This is a genomic window from Flavobacterium cerinum (assembly GCF_024496085.1).
GTDB lineage: Bacteria > Bacteroidota > Bacteroidia > Flavobacteriales > Flavobacteriaceae > Flavobacterium > Flavobacterium cerinum_A.
In genome coordinates this window covers 3,961,257-3,979,231 of sequence record NZ_CP101751.1, presented here as the reverse complement: position 1 = coordinate 3,979,231, position 17,975 = coordinate 3,961,257, and the positions used below count along the sequence as shown (strand labels likewise).

The 17,975-nt window shown below is 38.0% G+C and carries 13 protein-coding genes and 3 tRNA genes; 9 read left to right on the top strand and 7 right to left on the bottom strand.

The features are described 5' to 3' along the window. Positions 1–49: 49 nt before the first annotated feature. Complete coding sequence (locus tag NOX80_RS18065; protein WP_256551206.1) at positions 50–2,251, top strand: B12-binding domain-containing radical SAM protein; 2,202 nt, start codon at positions 50–52, stop codon at positions 2,249–2,251. Between the two features lie 11 nt (positions 2,252–2,262). On the opposite strand, the gene NOX80_RS18060 is transcribed toward NOX80_RS18065, so the two are convergent. Continuing rightward, the gene (locus NOX80_RS18060; protein ID WP_256551205.1) at positions 2,263–2,952 is read right to left on the bottom strand and encodes a response regulator transcription factor; all 690 of its coding nucleotides are present in this window, start codon (positions 2,950–2,952) and stop codon (positions 2,263–2,265) included. Continuing rightward, positions 2,952–4,211, bottom strand: coding sequence for a sensor histidine kinase (locus NOX80_RS18055; RefSeq protein ID WP_256551204.1), 1,260 nt, complete (start codon positions 4,209–4,211; stop codon positions 2,952–2,954). The genes NOX80_RS18060 and NOX80_RS18055 overlap by 1 nt, the downstream gene beginning before the upstream one ends. A gap of 172 nt (positions 4,212–4,383) precedes the next feature. Here NOX80_RS18055 and NOX80_RS18050 point away from each other — a divergent pair, with 172 nt between their 5' ends. Both NOX80_RS18050 and NOX80_RS18045 read left to right on the top strand, forming a co-directional pair. Continuing rightward, positions 4,384–4,794 carry a DUF1573 domain-containing protein gene (locus NOX80_RS18050; protein ID WP_256551203.1) on the top strand — a complete coding sequence of 137 codons (411 nt, stop codon included), beginning with the start codon at positions 4,384–4,386 and terminating at the stop codon, positions 4,792–4,794. Positions 4,795–5,145: 351 nt separating this feature from the next. Beyond that, positions 5,146–6,609 (top strand): T9SS type A sorting domain-containing protein, encoded by a 1,464-nt coding sequence (locus NOX80_RS18045; RefSeq protein WP_256551202.1) that lies wholly within the window; start codon positions 5,146–5,148, stop codon positions 6,607–6,609. Positions 6,610–6,658: 49 nt separating this feature from the next. On the opposite strand, the gene rimO is transcribed toward NOX80_RS18045, so the two are convergent. From rimO to NOX80_RS18030, 3 genes are all read right to left on the bottom strand, one after another. Further along, a complete protein-coding gene (gene rimO, locus NOX80_RS18040) occupies positions 6,659–7,978 on the bottom strand; it encodes a 30S ribosomal protein S12 methylthiotransferase RimO (RefSeq protein ID WP_256551201.1) in 1,320 nt (439 codons plus the stop codon). Between the two features lie 232 nt (positions 7,979–8,210). Continuing rightward, positions 8,211–9,731: an OmpP1/FadL family transporter gene (locus NOX80_RS18035; RefSeq protein ID WP_256551200.1), complete on the bottom strand. Its 1,521-nt coding sequence runs from the start codon at positions 9,729–9,731 to the stop codon at positions 8,211–8,213. A gap of 31 nt (positions 9,732–9,762) precedes the next feature. Next, complete coding sequence (locus NOX80_RS18030) at positions 9,763–10,824, bottom strand: hypothetical protein (RefSeq protein WP_256551199.1); 1,062 nt, start codon at positions 10,822–10,824, stop codon at positions 9,763–9,765. A gap of 101 nt (positions 10,825–10,925) precedes the next feature. On the opposite strand from NOX80_RS18030, the gene proS reads away from it, so the two are divergent. The 6 genes from proS (at position 10,926) to typA (ending at position 15,031) form a co-directional block, all read left to right on the top strand. Further along, the gene (gene proS / locus NOX80_RS18025) at positions 10,926–12,404 is read left to right on the top strand and encodes a proline--tRNA ligase (protein ID WP_256551198.1); all 1,479 of its coding nucleotides are present in this window, start codon (positions 10,926–10,928) and stop codon (positions 12,402–12,404) included. Between the two features lie 80 nt (positions 12,405–12,484). After that, positions 12,485–12,556: transfer RNA gene (locus tag NOX80_RS18020), tRNA-Glu, on the top strand. Positions 12,557–12,599: 43 nt separating this feature from the next. Then, positions 12,600–12,671 (top strand) — tRNA-Glu (locus tag NOX80_RS18015). Positions 12,672–12,713: 42 nt separating this feature from the next. Then, positions 12,714–12,785, top strand: a tRNA-Glu gene (locus tag NOX80_RS18010). 42 nt (positions 12,786–12,827) lie between these two features. Beyond that, positions 12,828–13,082, top strand: a complete 255-nt coding sequence (gene rpsT, locus NOX80_RS18005; protein WP_136402411.1) for a 30S ribosomal protein S20 — start codon at positions 12,828–12,830, stop codon at positions 13,080–13,082. Between the two features lie 149 nt (positions 13,083–13,231). Then, a complete protein-coding gene (gene typA / locus NOX80_RS18000; RefSeq protein ID WP_256551197.1) occupies positions 13,232–15,031 on the top strand; it encodes a translational GTPase TypA in 1,800 nt (599 codons plus the stop codon). Positions 15,032–15,114: 83 nt separating this feature from the next. Here the strand turns inward: typA and NOX80_RS17995 are convergent, their stop codons facing one another. Next, positions 15,115–17,007 (bottom strand): DUF349 domain-containing protein, encoded by a 1,893-nt coding sequence (locus NOX80_RS17995; RefSeq protein ID WP_256551196.1) that lies wholly within the window; start codon positions 17,005–17,007, stop codon positions 15,115–15,117. 194 nt (positions 17,008–17,201) lie between these two features. After that, positions 17,202–17,954, bottom strand: a complete 753-nt coding sequence (locus NOX80_RS17990; RefSeq protein ID WP_256551195.1) for a shikimate dehydrogenase family protein — start codon at positions 17,952–17,954, stop codon at positions 17,202–17,204. Between the last annotated feature and the right edge of the window lie 21 nt (positions 17,955–17,975).

Sequence of the window (17,975 nt, the reverse complement as noted above, 5' to 3'; positions counted from 1 at the left end):
AGAATTCACATTTTAATGATATTTTTGCAGTCTCAATGATGTATAGCCAATGAAGCCGACAACCATTTTTCTGATTACACCGCCTTTTACACAGCTGAATACTCCATATCCGGGTACGGCCTACGTAAAGGGATTCCTGAATACCAAAAATATAAGCTCCTTTCAGGCGGATTTGGGCATTGAGGTCATCTTAAAATTGTTCTCGAAAAAGGGATTAATTGAAATGTTTGCTGAAATCGAAAGTCAGACAACGGAATGGACGGATAATAGTCAGCGTATTATAGCCTTGCAGGACGAATACATCAAAACGATTGATCCGGTTATTTTGTTTCTTCAGGGGAAAAATCCGACTCTGGCACATTTGATTTGTCAGGAAGATTTTTTACCGGAAGCCTCTCGTTTTGCACAGCTGGAAGAATTGGACTGGGCTTTTGGTACTATGGGAACGCAGGATAAGGCGAAACATTTGGCTACGCTTTATCTGGAAGATATTTCAGATCTGATTGTAGAATGTATCGACCCGAATTTTGGCTTTAGCCGTTATGCAGAACGATTAGGACGATCAGCGAATTCTTTTGATGAATTATACAATCATCTGCAACAGGAATATACGTATATCGATCAAATAACCTTGCAGTTATTAGCAGAACGATTGTCGGTTCTAAATCCTGAAATTGTAGCTTTTTCGGTTCCTTTTCCGGGCAATTTATACAGTGCTTTCCGTTGCGCACAATGGATTAAAAAACACCATCCGAATATTAAGGTTGCGATGGGTGGCGGTTTTCCGAATACTGAATTACGATCATTAAGTGATGTACGGGTAATGGAATTTTTCGATTTTATCACATTAGATGACGGAGAAGCGCCGGTTGAGAATATGATTGCTTATGTAGCGGGAAAATTGAGTAAAGAAGAATTAAAAAGAACCTTTATTTTAGAAGATAATAAGGTTGTTTATTATAATAATCCGGCTTGTCGGGACTATAAACAGTCGGAAGTCGGAACACCGGATTACACCGATTTATTGCTGGATCAATATATTTCGGTGATCGAAATTGTAAACCCGATGCATCGTATGTGGAGTGACGGGCGTTGGAACAAGCTTACAATGGCGCACGGTTGTTATTGGGGGAAATGTACTTTTTGCGATATCTCGTTGGATTATATCAAAGTTTACGAACCGATAGCGGCTAAGATGTTAGTGGACCGAATGGAAGAGCTAATTACGCAAACCGGGCAAAATGGCTTTCATTTTGTTGATGAAGCTGCACCTCCTGCCTTAATGCGGGCAGTTGCATTGGAAATTTTAAAACGGAAACTGGCTGTAACCTGGTGGACGAATATTCGTTTTGAAAAAAGCTTTACCAAAGATTTATGTTTGTTGCTAAAAGCTTCCGGATGTATTGCGGTTTCCGGAGGATTGGAAGTGGCTTCAGATCGTTTACTGGAATTGATTCAGAAAGGCGTAACTGTAGCGCAGGTGGCTCGCGTTAACCGGAATTTTACTGAAGCGGGAATTATGGTCCATGCGTATCTGATGTATGGTTTTCCGACACAAACGGCTCAGGAAACTATCGATAGTCTGGAAATGGTACGACAATTATTTGAGTTGGGCATTTTACAATCGGGATTCTGGCATCAGTTTGCGATGACAGCGCATAGTCCGGTTGGGATGTACCCTGAAAAATTCGGTGTGCAAAAAGAAACGGAAACGATCGGTGCATTCGCAAATAACGATATCATCCATATTGATAAAACCGGAACGGATCATGATAAGTTTAGTTTTGGCTTAAAGAAATCACTGTTCAATTATATGCATGGAATCTGCTTTGATTATCCGTTGCAGGATTGGTTTGATTTTAAAATACCACGTACAAAAGTAACATCAGATTATATTTATAATGCTTTGCAGGACGACGATACTTTTATGATTAAACCGACGGCAAAGGTGGTTTGGATAGGAGGAAAACCAACAGTATCCTATTTTACCAAAAATAAAAAAGGAAGGCAATTTGAAATGGCCAGTTTGACATTCCACGATAAAAAAGAAAGCTTTGTTATTCAGGTGAACAAAGAAGATGCGGAATGGCTTATATCGGCTTTACCTAAAATGGCGGTTGCACAAAACAAGACTTTGACATTTAATGAGGTTAAATCGGATTACGAGAATGAGGATCGGGAAGATTTTGAACTGTTTTGGTATTCGAAACCAATCAATACATTGCGAAGTTCCGGCCTTTTGGTGTTGTAACCCGAAAGAAATTACTCTTTTATAGTAAATTTAAAACCGATGCCGTGCAGATTTTCTATTTGTATGCCGGTTTCTTCCGACAATAATTTTCGGAGTCTGGAAATAAAGACATCAAGGCTTCGCCCCATAAAATAATCATCGTCACCCCATAAAGAGGTTAGAATTTGTTCCCGTTTCAGGACGGTGTTTTTATTGTCCAGAAATAATTTTAGTAATTCGGATTCTCTCTGCGTTAATACTGTTTTTTTATCGCCTTTAACCAATACGTAATTTTCAGCATCAAACCGGAAAGTCCCTACGATATAACCGCTTTTTTCCGGAGCCGTTTTCTTTTGGGAGCGCTTCAGGAAAATTTCAATTTTAAGTAATAATTCCTCGATGCTAAAAGGTTTGACCAGGTAATCATCGGCCCCTAAACGCAGTCCTTTAATCCGGTCTTCTTTTAACGTTTTGGCCGATAAAAAGATGATGGGAATCTCAGTGTCAATTTCGCGAATCGCTGTAGCCAGTTCAAAGCCATCTATTTTAGGCATCATGATATCCAAAATACAAATGTCAAACGAGCCGGTTTTAAACAGTTCGAGACAATTTTCTCCGTTCGGGCAATGGAAAACCTCGTAGCCGTTCAGTTCCAGATTATCTTTGGTCAGAAAAGCCAGTGTTTCATCGTCTTCAGCATATAGAATTTTGTATTTCGACATTATTTTTCGGGTATTAATAGCGTTATGGTTGTTCCTTTTTCCAGGTGACTCTTGGTGGATATTTTCCAGTTATGCAGTTTGCAAATCTTATTTACATAATACAGTCCCAATCCGAAACCGTTTACCTCATTACTTTTTTTACCCGGAATCCGATAGAACTTGTCAAATATAAAGGAAATATTTTTTTGTGAAATACCAATCCCGTTATCAGTAAACATCAATCGTACACGTCCGGGTTCTTTAGTAACCTTAACCTGGATTTCAGGCGTTGTATTACAATATTTAACCGCATTGTCAATCAAATTGTAAACAATATTTGTAAAATGAAATTCGTCCCCGTAAATCTGAAGCGATTTATCCGGATTTTCGACGTTAATACGTACTTCCGGATAACGAAGCTGAATGTTTTCGGTAACATCCTGTAATACCGCATTGAGTAAAATCTCTTTTTTTTGCAGTTTTAGCGGTGTATCATCCGATTTAGCAATATTCAGAATCTTTTCAATATGATGGTTGAGTTTTTTACTCTGGTCAATAATAATGGAAGCATATTTGTCGAGCTTCGGATCATTTCGAATCGGTTCCTGTTTACTGAGATAGTTAGAAGCAATCAGAATAGAAGATAGTGGTGTTTTAAACTCATGCGTCATATTGTTGATAAAATCACGTTGTAATTCCGAATATTTCTTTTGTTGTAATAACGTAAAAATGGAATATACATAGACAATAAGGATAACAACCAAGGCAAATGAAAGCATAAACCAGAACTTTAACGAACTAAAGAGGTAAGACGTTTCATTTGGAAAACGAACTGCAAAATAATAGACCAGATTTTTATGTTTCGGGAAATACACCGAATTCTCTTTTTTAGAAGTATCGCTGATAGCAACATAATTTCCGTACACCATCTCATCACTTTCGCAATTGTACATGGCGTATTCGAAATCGGTAGTGATATTAAACTTTTTAAAGACTGTTTTTAGATAGTATTCAAGAATTTCCGGTTCAAAATCATTATCAACATTTACAATATAGTAGTCATTCGAAACTTTGTTAATCGGACTATTAGCGGGAAGTTCGTGGTTTTTACCTTCGTATAGTTTTTTAGCTACTTCCAGTAAAGCAATATGAACTTTCTGGGTGAATTTCTTCTCTTCCAGGTTAAAGGCCTCTTTGGTCCAGAGTAATTGTGCGATAATAATGCCCACAATGGCAATCAGGCCCAGAATAATGATACTGTTGAGTCGGTTGATCTTCAAAATTAATACTGTTGATTACTGTAATATTACTGAAAAAAAAGCTTTTTTTGCACTGTTAACAAGTCATTAACAAACTTTTAAAAACGGTTAACATCGATCTTGAAACGTCTGGAATACTTTTGGACTGTACAACAAGAACCAACAAAAAAATAATAATATAAACTACGAAATTATGAAAATGATCAAACTTTCAGTTTTAGCATTAGCATTAGGATTAATGTCATTCACAGGAAATCCTGTAAAAACAAATGAAACGGTAGTTGTTAATACAAACGCAACATCACCGATTCAATGGAAAAGTGAAACTATCGATTTAGGAGAAATTCCACAAGGAAAACCGGCAAAAATCGATTTCGAATTTAAAAATACGGGTAAAACAGCAGTGATCATCACTAATGTTAAAGCATCTTGCGGATGTACTGCTACAGATTATACTAAAACCCCGATCGCACCAAACGGAAATGCGAAAATCACCGCAACTTTCAATGCTGCTGCAAAAGGCGTGTTTACCAAAACGGTAACCGTAACAACTAATGCAGAAGAAGCTCCGAAAGTGCTTGTATTCAAAGGAACAGTTATTTAGTTCATAATTATTAGATTGAAATGCGAAAACCGCCTCAGGATTCCTGGGGCGGTTTTTTTTATGGGTGCAATGCAATCTTTTTATTTTGTCTCTTAGCAGTGAAAAAAAATAACGTTTTTTGTGTATTTGTTTGTAAAATGACTTTTATTGTTATAATGATAGTGGTTTTGTTGTTAAAATAATGAATATAAATGGTTTGAAATGATTTTTATTTACATTTGAAAGCAGGGGCCTCGTTGTTTTTAAATTTTGTTACGGTTGGTGGTGTAAATGAAAGTACTTTTTAGAAGCAAAATACCGGTTCTGGATGGCTCTTAGCTTTAAAGTAGCAATTACTAACCAAAACTATATATGAAAAAAACACTACTTACTTTTACTCTATTAGGTTCTTTGAGTGCCTTTACTCAAAATTTTACACTAGTCCCGAATTCCGGGATTATTCCGGTTCAATACAGTACCTGTAAATTTGCAGATGTTGACGGCGATGGCGATCTGGACTTATTTGCAATGGGCGGGAGTCCGAATGCAGCGAGTAGCCGTTTGTATAAAAATGACGGAACGGGCAATTTTACACTTTTTGACGGTGAGACTTTTATAAAAAGACGTGAAGGAGGAGCTGCTTTCGGAGATGTTAACGGGGATGGATTTCCGGATTTGATTGTGGGCGGAAGTTCCGGTGCTCCTGAAACAAAGTTATATCTAAATGACGGAACAGGAAACTATAGCTTGTCACCGAATTCAAATTTTCTCGGAACAATGAATGGCGATTTAAATATGGCCGATTTTGATAATGACGGCGATATGGATATTCTGGTAACCGGTATGTACAGCAGTAATAATTTTGCAATGGCATTATACGTTAATGACGGAACCGGTGTGTTCACACGTAATCTTCAGAGCGGATTGGAATCGTATGGGATGTATCTGGCTTCTGTAGTTGTAGCCGATTTAAACGGTGATGGCCGGAAGGATATTGTTACATCGTCAAAAACATCATTAACTGCAACGGGTGTTAATGTTCGTATTTTTCTAAATCAGGGAGGTGGTGTTTTTACACATCATCCCATGCCGAATATAACGGCGATTTTAGGGAAAGTAGCAGTAGCCGATGTTGATAATGATGGAGATCAGGATTTGTTAGTAGCCGGAAGTATACAAACAAGCGGTGGTAATCCGGCAATCGGATTTCGTATGGAATTGTATTATAATGATGGGAATGCTAATTTTACGATGGCAACCGGAATGCCTTTTATTGGAATAGGGGATTATCTGGCGATCGCTTTTGCGGATGTAAATAATGACGGTTTTCAGGATATTCTTTCCATGGGACGTAAATATTCGGAAACAATTCAGGGAAATAATATACAGGAAGCAAATTTATACCTGAATGACGGAACGGGAGGTTTTATAAGAATACCGGATATGCCGTTTACTTCTCATTCTACCGGAAATATTGTATTTGCTGACGTGGATAATGACGGTGATCAGGATGTTTTGATTACAGGTATCGGCACGGGAACGACGGCAGTGGCTAAATTATATCGAAATAATCAGGTTTTAGGTGTAGAGGAACACGATAAGAAAGCTTTGTCTGTTTATCCGAATCCGGTTACCAATATGCTTTATATGACGGTGCCGAATCAAACAATTAACACCATTGAAATGTATACGCTTAGCGGTGTTTTGATTGGAACAGAAAAAACAAATACTACTATGGCTACATTGGATTGTAGTCGTTTATCAAGCGGTGTCTATCTGGTTTCGGTAACAACAGCAGAAGGAAATAAAAGCTGGAGTAAAATAGTGAAGCAATAAAAAAAGACCTGACACGTTTTGAAAATCTGTCAGGTCTTTTTTTTAATTTTTATGCTTGTACCGGTTCTCCGTATAAGTCAAATTCAGTAGCATCAATAATTTTAATTGTGGCAAAATCACCGGTTTTTAAGTAGTATTGCGTAGCATCAATTAAAACTTCATTGTCTACATCCGGGCTGTCAAATTCGGTACGTCCGATAAAATAACCACCTTCTTTACGATCAATAATACAACGGAAAGTCTGTCCGATCTTTTCCTGGTTCAGATCCCATGAAATTTGAGCCTGAATATCCATAATTTCAGCTGCACGTTGTTGTTTTACTTCTTCCGGAACATTATCTTCTAAAGTATAGGCATGTGTGTTTTCTTCATGCGAATACGCAAAACAACCCAAACGTTCAAAACGCATTTCCTCAACCCAGTTTTTCAGGATTTGGAAATCTTCTTCAGTTTCACCCGGATATCCTACAATTAGTGTAGTTCGGATAGCCATACCCGGAACCGCTTCACGGAAATCTTTTAACAGACGTGTCGTTTTTTCATATGTTGTACCACGACGCATCGATTTTAAAATATTATCGGAAATATGTTGTAACGGAATATCAATATAGTTACAGATTTTCGGCTCACGCTTCATTAAATCCAATACATCCATAGGGAATCCGGAAGGGAAAGCATAGTGTAAACGAATCCATTCGATACCTTCCACTTTTACCAGATTTTCCAGTAATTCGGCTAAATTTCTTTTTTTGTATAGGTCAAGTCCGTAATAAGTAAGATCCTGAGCAATTAAAATCAATTCTTTAACGCCTTTTGCCGCCAAACCTTCGGCTTCTTTAACCAGTTTTTCTATAGGTTGTGAGATGTGTTTTCCTCTCATTAATGGAATCGCACAAAAACTACACGGACGATCACAACCTTCAGCAATTTTTAAATACGCAAAATTCTTAGGAGTTGTGGTTAAACGTTCTCCTAAAAGTTCATGTTTGTAATCGGCACCTAAAGCTTTTAAAAGCAATGGTAATTCTGTCGTTCCGAAATAACGGTCTACATCCGGAATTTCTTTTTCCAGATCCGGACGGTAGCGTTCAGACAAACATCCGGTTACAAAAACCTTATCTACGATACCTTGTTCTTTTTTGTCAACATATTCCAGAATCGTATTAATTGATTCTTCTTTGGCATTATTGATAAATCCGCAAGTGTTGATTACAATAATGTTACCCTCGTCATTTTTTGGTGCTTCATGTTGTACTTCTTTCCCGCTGGCTTTTAATTGTCCCATCAGGACTTCGCTATCGTAAACATTTTTAGAACAACCTAAAGTGATGACATTGATTTTGTTTTTCTTTAAAGTCTTGGTTCTCATAGAATTGAAAAATTGGAGTGCAAAATTACGTTTTTTATAATTAGCATCACTATCGTTTGCTGAAAATTATGATTTTTAGTTGATATCGTAATAATTGAAATGATAATAAGATGTAAATAGTTGAGAGTTGTATTGCAGTTTACTGTTTTTTGTTTGTAATTCGATACCCAAGAACGAAAAGAAAAAGGCTGCTTCTTATCGGAAACAGCCTTTTTTATCGGGTGTTGATGTTTTAGAATCCTACGGTATAGGTAAGAGTGAAAGCATTTGCCTTACTGTTAACTCGCGCTGAATCGGTCATGCTTGATAATAAAGGAACATCCATCTCTCTTTCGGAAAAAGAATAAGCAAAGTCCAATCGGGCGTTTCCGAAGTTATATCCGATACCGGCTGAATAGCCTTTTAAATCACCTATAACTTTCTCATCTTTATACGGGCTTTCTTCAAAACGGTAACCGCCGCGAAGACTAACCTGTTTGATTTTGTATTCTGCACCAACTCTGAATTCCTGTGCGCTGGTTAAGGTATTGGAGTAAATGTCGTTCAAAGAATTATTGTAATTATTGTTCGGTTTAAATTTGATATTGCTATAGTCTTTAACACCGTAATCAAAACTGATTAAGCCGGTTTTAGCAAAAACATAAGCTAAGCTTCCTGTAAATTTACCCGGTGTTTGTAAAGTATAAGTCGGATATACATTAACCAGATTCGGATTTAAAGAAGCCTGTTGTCTTGTAGTGCCTCCTCCGGGTGTGTAGGTGGTGTAAAGACTTTGTGCTAATTCATCTGTCAAACGATACCATGTCGGTGATTCATAGGATGCACCTAAACGTAATTCGTCAGTAATTTTAGCAATGGCTCCGATGTTGAAGGAAAATCCGCTTCCGTAAGTATGTGTGTCGTTATTAAACTGAATTTGATGAACGGTAGCATAGTTCGGATTGGTATTTAACGGGCCGTTGTTAGACTCATAAACCGTTGAATTTTTAGTGTAATCAGTAAAATGGGCATTAAGATTAAGTCCTATGTAAAGGCGGTCTTTGTAGCTGCTGGCAAAGTTAAAAGCCAGTTTTCCGTTGTAGCCGTTTGTGGAGATATAATTCTGATGCGCATAACTTCCGGTTTGCGGAACATTGGAAACATAGTTCGGATTGTTCGGGTCAAACGGATAAGTACTGGTGTCGATTAGATAGGTCTGGTAAGCTAAATACGCTTGTTGATCCTGAAATCCAAGTTCATCATATCGATAATTGTTGTCGATAACGCCTACAGGTAACCCATTGGCCTGATTTAAGAAAAATTGATCAATTGAACGTCTTCCGGTACCTCTGTAATTAAGACTGTTGTCAAAATTATTAGCATTGTCATAAGCGATACCAAAAGTAAATTTCGTCCAACCGCTACTTTGGTCCTGATTGTGGAAAACAAAGATACCACCGGCCTGGTTTAAATCAAATGAAGTATCCCGATCGTTAGTAGTAGTTCCGAAATAACGGGAATTATTTTTAGTGTTGGATAAGCTTAATGTCGCAGAAGCAGTGTTGTAGTTGAAAATAGCACCACCGGCCGGATTCACATGTATAGCGGATAAGTCACCGCCAACAGCTCCGAAAGCACCGCTCATTGAGCGAAAACGTGCCGTACCGTTTAAATTGTCCATTGCATAGCGTAATCCGTCTGAAGGAGCTAACTCCTGTCCGGAAGCTAATGCTGCCGACATGGCAGCAATAGCGGAAAATATATATTTTTTCATGAGAGTCTCTTTTATAACTTAACAGAATTGATTAACGTCGGCCACCACCACCTGATCGGCCACCGCCGAAGCTTCCGCCGCCACGGGATCCGCCAAAACTGCCTCCTGAGTTATAACTTCTGGTTGGAGCAGAATAATTACTGTTACTACGGGTTCCGCTATTGGAATTGTTGTAATTGTAATTACGGGTTCCTGAGTTATTATTGTTATAATTTCTTGTGCCGGAATTATTGTTGTTGTAATCTCTTGTGGCGTTATTGTTATAATTACGGGTTCCGTTTCCGTTGTTGTAATTACGTGTTCCGTTATTATAGTTGTTGTAGTCCCTTGTTCCGGTTCCGTAATTTCGGGTTGCATTGAAATCAACGTTTCTGCGGGATGTGTTATAGTTTCGGGTTCCGTAATTGTAGCCGTATACAGAGTTGTTGTAACGTCCGTTATAGTAGGCAGATCCGCCTCTTGGTCCGGCATTATAAATTCTGTTATTGCGGTAATAGCCGTTGTACCAGCCGCCGCCATAGCCCCATCCCCATCCGGGACCATACCAGTTGTTCCAGCCCCATCCCCAGTTAGGACCATACCAGGAGTTCCATCCCCATCCGAGACTAACACCCCATCCACCACCATAGTAGTAGTTGTTCCATCCCCATCCGGATCCGTAATAAGGAGAATACCAGGAATTCCAGTAACCTCTGTTCCAGTACCAGGGATCATTGTTGTAAACATTAACGGTTATGTTGCTGGAACTGTCGCCCCATCCTGCATAACCGGTCGTGCCTGCATATTCATTTCGGTTTGCTATATTGGAAATAGAATCCTGACCTTGAGAAGAATAATTGTCCACATCAGTAAAAACACCGTTGTTAGCATCTTTTTGAAGGTCGCTGAAATAGTCTTTGTAGTTATTGGCTTGCGCCATGTTTTGTTCGCTGTATCTGTTGTATTCTCTACTAGGTCTTTCTGAACCGTAAACACCGTCATGATCATAATAAGACGAGTTTTGGTACGAACCACAGGAAGAGACCACAAGTCCGAAGAATCCAATTACTGTGTAAATGGATAATTTTCTGCTGGATAGGTAATAAGTTTTCATATCTCTGGGTATTTTTATTGTTGGACAACACAAAAATAGTTAGTTTTGCCAAACTATTTAGTTAAAATAAGTAAAACAATATTTGTGCCAAACTAATCAAAATGAGTAAGAACTTAACAAAACGATCAGAGGATTATTCGAAATGGTATAATGAACTGGTTGTCAAAGCAGACCTGGCAGAGAATTCAGGGGTAAGAGGTTGTATGGTTATCAAGCCATACGGTTATGCTATTTGGGAAAAAATGCAAGCCGAATTAGATAGAATGTTTAAAGAGACAGGACATCATAATGCATATTTCCCCTTGTTTGTTCCCAAGAGCATGTTTGAGGCAGAAGAGAAAAATGCAGAAGGATTTGCAAAAGAATGTGCTATCGTAACTCATTATAGATTAACAAATGACCCTGAAAATAAAGGTAAATTAATTGTAGACCCGAATGCTAAACTGGAAGAGGAACTGATTGTTCGCCCTACCAGTGAGGCTATTATATGGAGTACCTATAAAGGATGGGTGCAATCCTATAGAGATTTGCCGTTACTGATTAACCAGTGGGCGAATGTAGTGCGTTGGGAAATGCGTACGCGTTTATTTTTGCGTACTGCAGAGTTTTTGTGGCAGGAAGGGCATACAGCGCATGCTACTAAAGATGAAGCATTAAAAGAATCAGTACAGATGATGAATGTGTATGCTGATTTTGCGGAAAACTTTATGGCGATCCCGGTAGTAAAAGGAGTGAAAACGGAAACGGAGCGTTTTGCTGGTGCAGATGAAACATATTGTATCGAAGCATTGATGCAGGACGGAAAAGCATTGCAGGCAGGAACATCACATTTCTTAGGTCAGAATTTTGCTAAAGCGTTTGATGTGAAATTTTCTAACGCTGAAGGGAAACAGGAGCACGTATGGGGAACTTCATGGGGGGTTTCGACTCGTTTGATGGGAGCTTTGGTTATGACGCATTCTGATGATAACGGATTAGTGCTGCCGCCAAATTTAGCACCGATTCAGGTTGTGATTGTGCCGATTCATAGAAATGATGAGCAATTAGAGGCGATATCAGCGCAGGTAAATGAATTAGTGAAGCAATTGCGTAAATTAAAAATATCGGTTAAATACGATGACAGAACGACGCATAAGCCGGGATGGAAATTCAATGAATACGAATTAAAAGGAGTGCCGGTACGTATTGCTATCGGTCCTAATGATTTGGAGAACGGTACATATGAAATCGCCAGAAGAGACACGTTAACGAAAGAAGTCGTGGCTAAAGAGGGTGTTGTGGCATATATTCAGGATTTATTGGAGACAATCCAGGAGGAGATGTTTAAACGATCGTTGGAGTATCGTGATACGCATATTACCGAGGTTGAAACGTTTGAGGAGTTTAAAGAGGTTCTTGAAAATAAAACGGGATTTGTTTCGGCTCATTGGGACGGAACAGCTGAAACCGAAGAAAAAATCAAAGACCTTACAAAAGCAACGATTCGTTGTATTCCTTTGGATAGAAAAGAGGAAGAAGGGAAGTGTGTGCTAACTGGTTCACCTTCAAAAGGAAGAGTGTTTTTTGCGAAAGCCTACTAAAAAAAAATCAAAAAAAAATAGAGTTGTTCTTGCGAGATTGAAAAAATGTTGTACTTTTGCATCCGCAATAAAGCAATAAAGGTCCGTTCGTCTAGGGGTTAGGACGCCAGGTTTTCATCCTGGTAACAGGGGTTCGATTCCCCTACGGACTACAAAAAAGTATTAAGCGATTAATACGGTTTTTATTGAGATTACGGTCCGTTCGTCTAGGGGTTAGGACGCCAGGTTTTCATCCTGGTAACAGGGGTTCGATTCCCCTACGGACTACGAAAAGTGTTAAGTGATTAATACTTGATTTATTGGAATTATGGTCCGTTCGTCTAGGGGTTAGGACGCCAGGTTTTCATCCTGGTAACAGGGGTTCGATTCCCCTACGGACTACGAAAAAAAGAAATGTAAAAAGACTTAATCAATTTTAAGAAAATGGCAAATCATAAGTCGGCTTTAAAAAGAATCAGAAGCAACGAAAAGAAAAGAGTATTAAACAGATACCAACATAAAACTACACGTAACGCTATTAAAGCTCTACGTTTAGCAACTGATAAAGCAGAAGCATCAGCTAAATTGTCTGCTGTTATCTCTATGATTGACAAGTTAGCTAAGAAAAATGTTATCCATGATAACAAAGCTTCTAACTTGAAATCTAAATTAACGAAGCACGTAGCTAAATTAGCATAATTCGCTAATTGAAACACGATATAATACCAAGCTCTCTTTGATGAGGGCTTTTTTTGTTGTTATCATTTTGTTATTTTTTGCTAACTGCTTAAAAATTAGCGTGTTTATATAAAAAATAAATTGTAATTTCGCACCCTCAAAATTTTTTTATGACATCTATTAGAAACATTGCAATTATCGCTCACGTTGACCACGGTAAAACAACTTTGGTTGACAAGATCATGTATCATTGTCAGTTATTCCGTGAAAACGAGAATACCGGAGACTTAATCCTTGATAATAACGATTTGGAACGTGAAAGAGGAATTACGATTACCTCTAAAAACGTATCGGTAACCTACAAAGGAACGAAGATTAATATTATCGATACTCCGGGCCACGCCGACTTTGGTGGTGAGGTAGAACGTGTATTGAATATGGCTGATGGTGTATTGTTGCTTGTGGATGCTTTCGAAGGTCCGATGCCGCAAACCCGTTTCGTATTACAGAAAGCAATCGACTTAGGATTAAAACCATGTGTGGTTGTAAACAAAGTGGATAAAGAAAACTGTACTCCGGAAGAAGTTCATGAAAAAGTATTTGACTTAATGTTTGAATTAGGGGCTGAAGAGTGGCAGTTGGATTTCCCAACCGTTTACGGATCAGCTAAAAATAACTGGATGTCGACTGACTGGAAGAATCAGACAGAAAACATCGAGCCATTATTAGATATGGTATTGGAGCACATTCCGGCGCCAAAAGTTTCGGAAGGTACACCGCAAATGCTAATTACTTCTTTGGACTTCTCTAACTTTACTGGACGTATCGCTATCGGACGTTTACAAAGAGGTGAATTAAAAGAAGGAATGAATGTGTCTTTGGTAAAACGCGATGGTAAAATCATCAAATCTAAAATCAAAGAATTACACGTTTTTGAAGGAATTGGAAGAAGAAAAATTGATCATGTGGTAGCGGGTGATATCTGTGCTATTGTTGGTTTAGAAGGATTTGAAATCGGGGATACGGTTGCTGATTTTGAAAACCCGGAAGCATTGGCAACAATTGCTATCGATGAGCCTACAATGAGTATGTTGTTTACAATTAACGACTCACCTTTCTTCGGAAAAGAAGGAAAATTTGTTACTTCTCGTCACATTAAAGACAGATTGAATAAAGAATTAGAGAAAAACTTAGCGTTACGTGTTAATGAAACGGATAGTGCTGATAAATTCATGGTTTTCGGACGTGGAGTACTACATTTATCAGTTTTAATTGAAACAATGCGTCGTGAAGGATATGAGCTTCAAATCGGTCAGCCGCAAGTAATCATCAAAGAAGTTGATGGTGTTAAGTGTGAGCCGGTTGAGGAATTAACAATCGATTTACCTGAAAATCTTTCCGGTCGTGCAGTTGAATTTGTAACGGTGCGTAAAGGAGAAATGTTGAGTATGGAGCCGAAAGGGGATCGTATGATTGTTAAATTCAACATTCCGTCACGTGGAATCATCGGATTGCGTAACCAATTGTTAACAGCGACTGCCGGTGAAGCAATTATGGCACACCGATTCCTGGAATACCAACCTTTTAAAGGTGAGATTGCAGGACGTATCAACGGATCACTTATTTCAATGGAGAACGGAAAAGCAATTCCTTACTCAATTGATAAATTACAGGATCGAGGTAAGTTCTTTGTTGATCCGAACGAAGATATCTACGAAGGTCAGGTAATTGGTGAGAATTCACGTGGTGATGATATGGTGGTTAACGTAACTAAAACGAAAAAATTAACCAACGTACGTTCTTCCGGAGCTGATGATAAAGCAAGAATTATTCCGGCAATCAAATTCTCATTAGAGGAAGCGTTAGAATATATCCAAAAAGATGAATATGTAGAGGTAACACCTAAATCATTACGTCTTCGTAAGATCTATTTAAATGAAAATGATAGAAAACGATTTAAAATCGACTAATCATAAAAAATTAAAAACCGCTTTTAAAGCGGTTTTTTTGTGTGTATAAAAAAAGACCGGACATAATATCCGGTCTTTTTTATTTATTCCTGTTGTTTTAAACTACGAATCTGTTTTAGTTTTTCTTTCCAGGTTTTTAATTCTTCTTTATGACGATCAATGTTTTTATTGATTTCTTTAATAAAAGGATTATCGGCCTTGGCATTTGAGATAAACTGGATGTTGTTTTCCAATTGGAAGATTTCACCCTGAACTTCGTCAATCTTACGCATAATAAAGATTTGTTCATTTTCCAGTTTTCGGGAGTCATCACTGTCGGCCAGTTGTTCCAGTCGATTATTGAATTTAACCATTTCCGCCTCTTTTTTCGATAAACTCAACTTGTCGAATAAAGCATCCAGAATCTTGTTGAATTTGCCCTCGATATGACGTCTGGCATGTGGCACACGTCCGAAAGTCTTCCAGTTTTCAATATGTTGTTTGATGGCGTCCAGATCGGCTTTGTGTTCTCCGGTTAGCTGGAATTCTCTTAATTGTTCCAGATAGTCTTTTTTCTTTTCAAAGGCGTCTATTTCTTCCGAGTTAGCTTCATTGCGTTTAGCGTGTAGCTTGTCGAAATAATGATTGCAGGCATCTTTAAAGTCTTTCCAGATACTGTCGGAATATTTGCGCGGGACATGCCCGATTTTCTTCCATTCTTCCTGAATTTGCTTCATGATTGGAGTAGTAGCATTAAAATCTTCATTGTCTTTTAATGCATTTGCTTTTTCAACCAATGCCAGTTTTTTATTCAGATTGTCCTGTTGGTCTTTTTTAATGTCTTTGTAGAAGGCATTTTTCTGTGCGTTAAAATTACGTACAGCATTTTTAAAAGCGGTCCAGGTTTCTTCATTTACTTCCAATGGAACTTTTCCGGTTTGGAAGAATGCGGTTCTCAGATTTTCTATTTTTTCAATCTGACCTTGCCAGGCACTATGTGCTGTGATCGTTTCATTAGAAATTGCTTCAATTTGCGCAATGATTTCTTTCTTCTTGGCTAGGTTCTCTTCTTCTTTCTCTTTGGCTTTTACAAGTAATGCCTCGCGCTTGTCGTGCAATTGCTTGGTTAACTCGCTGAATCGGTTCCATAGTTCTTCACGGTGATCACGGGATACCGGGCCGATTTCTTCTTTCCAGATTTTATGTAACGATTGTAATTCGCGAAATGCTTTAGGGATATCGCTCTCGTTTAATAATTCTTCGACACGAGCGATGATTTTTTGTTTTTGCTCCAGATTGTGTTTGAAGTCTAAATCACGCGCCTCACGGTCTAAATGTAAGTGATCATAGAAGCGTTCAATATGGAAATGAAAATTATTCCATACGTGATTGTATTTGTCTCGCGGAATCGGTCCTGCATTTTTCCAGCGATCGCGTAATTCATTCACATTTTTTAATGTTTCCTGAATACTTTCTCCCGGATTGTCTATCAGCCCCTTTAACTCCTCAATAATCGCCTGACGAACATCCAGATTGTGTTTTAGATTGTTCTGTAATAGCTTGAAGTGTTGATTTTTGAGTTCTCTGTATTTGTTATATGTGCTATCGAATTTGTTTTTTAACGGATAGTGGTAGTCAAAGCCGGTAGTGTCTCCGTTATTCTCATGGCTGTATTCATCTCTTTTCTCATCGATAAAATGATGATATTTGGCCATAAAGTCTTTTCTGATTTCTTCTACGTGATTTCGAATGGACATCACTTTCTGATTAGAGACCAGTTTGTCTAGTTCTGTAGCCAGTTCCTCCATTGACATGGCTTCATAATTGAGCATCGGGATATCATGTCCTTCTGAAATCGAATCATCTTCTCCTTCTTCGGCATTTGAATTTTCGATGGCTTCTATAGCCGAGTGATTAGCTGTTGGAACGGTTTCTTCACTTTTAATTTGTTCCTGTCCGTCTGCCTCCGGCAGGTTATCATTCTTTTCTTCTAACATTGTTGAAATGCTTAAGTTTAACATTAATTGAGTGGAAAGATACTAAAAGCTAATGGATAATTCAAAAGAAAATTAGTATTAAATGTGTATTTTTGATATGTAAATATGAATTTATTGCTATTTTGATATAAACTTATTAATCCTTTTTGTAAGGATAAAGAAATGAAAAAGACTGTCCGAAAACAGTCTCTATTTTATTTTTTGTTCCAGATTTCCCAGGCTTTTTCGGCTTGAAAAACGAGCATTTCATATCCGTTTTTGGTTTTGGCGCCATGCGATTTGGCCCGATGTAAAAATTCGGTTTCTTCCGGGTTGTAAACAAGGTCGAATGCAATGTGTTTATCGGTAAATAAGGAATAGTCCAGATCCGGACAATCTTTTATATTAGGAAAAGTGCCTAGCGGAGTGGTATTGATGATGATCTGATAGTCATTAAAAACAACAGCGGTTAGCTCGCTATAGGAAAATTCGCATTCTGTTGCATTCCGGGAAACAAAATCGTATTCTATTTTTAATTTTTGTAAGGCATACGCAATCGCTTTACTTGCGCCGCCTGTTCCTAAAATCAGTGCTTTTTTATGATGCTTTTTAAGCATTGGTTTCAAAGCCTTTTTAAAACCGTAAAAATCGGTATTGTATCCTTTGGTTTCTCCTTTTTTAGTAATCCGGATAGTATTTACAGCGCCGATAAGAGACGCATTTCCTGAAAGTTTAGTAAGGAAAGGAATTACGGTTTCTTTATACGGAATTGTGACATTCATTCCTTTCAGATTTTTTGTGTCTGATAAGATAGAAGAAAAACGATCAATTGTGTCAATGTCGAAATTTACGTAACTGTAATTGTCTAGTTCAAGATTTTCAAACTTTTCGGTAAAATATTTTTTTGAGAAAGAATAGCTGATATTTTTTCCAAGTAGCCCGAATCTTCTTTTCTTTGCTTTTTTCATAATAAAAAAACGGTCAATTAA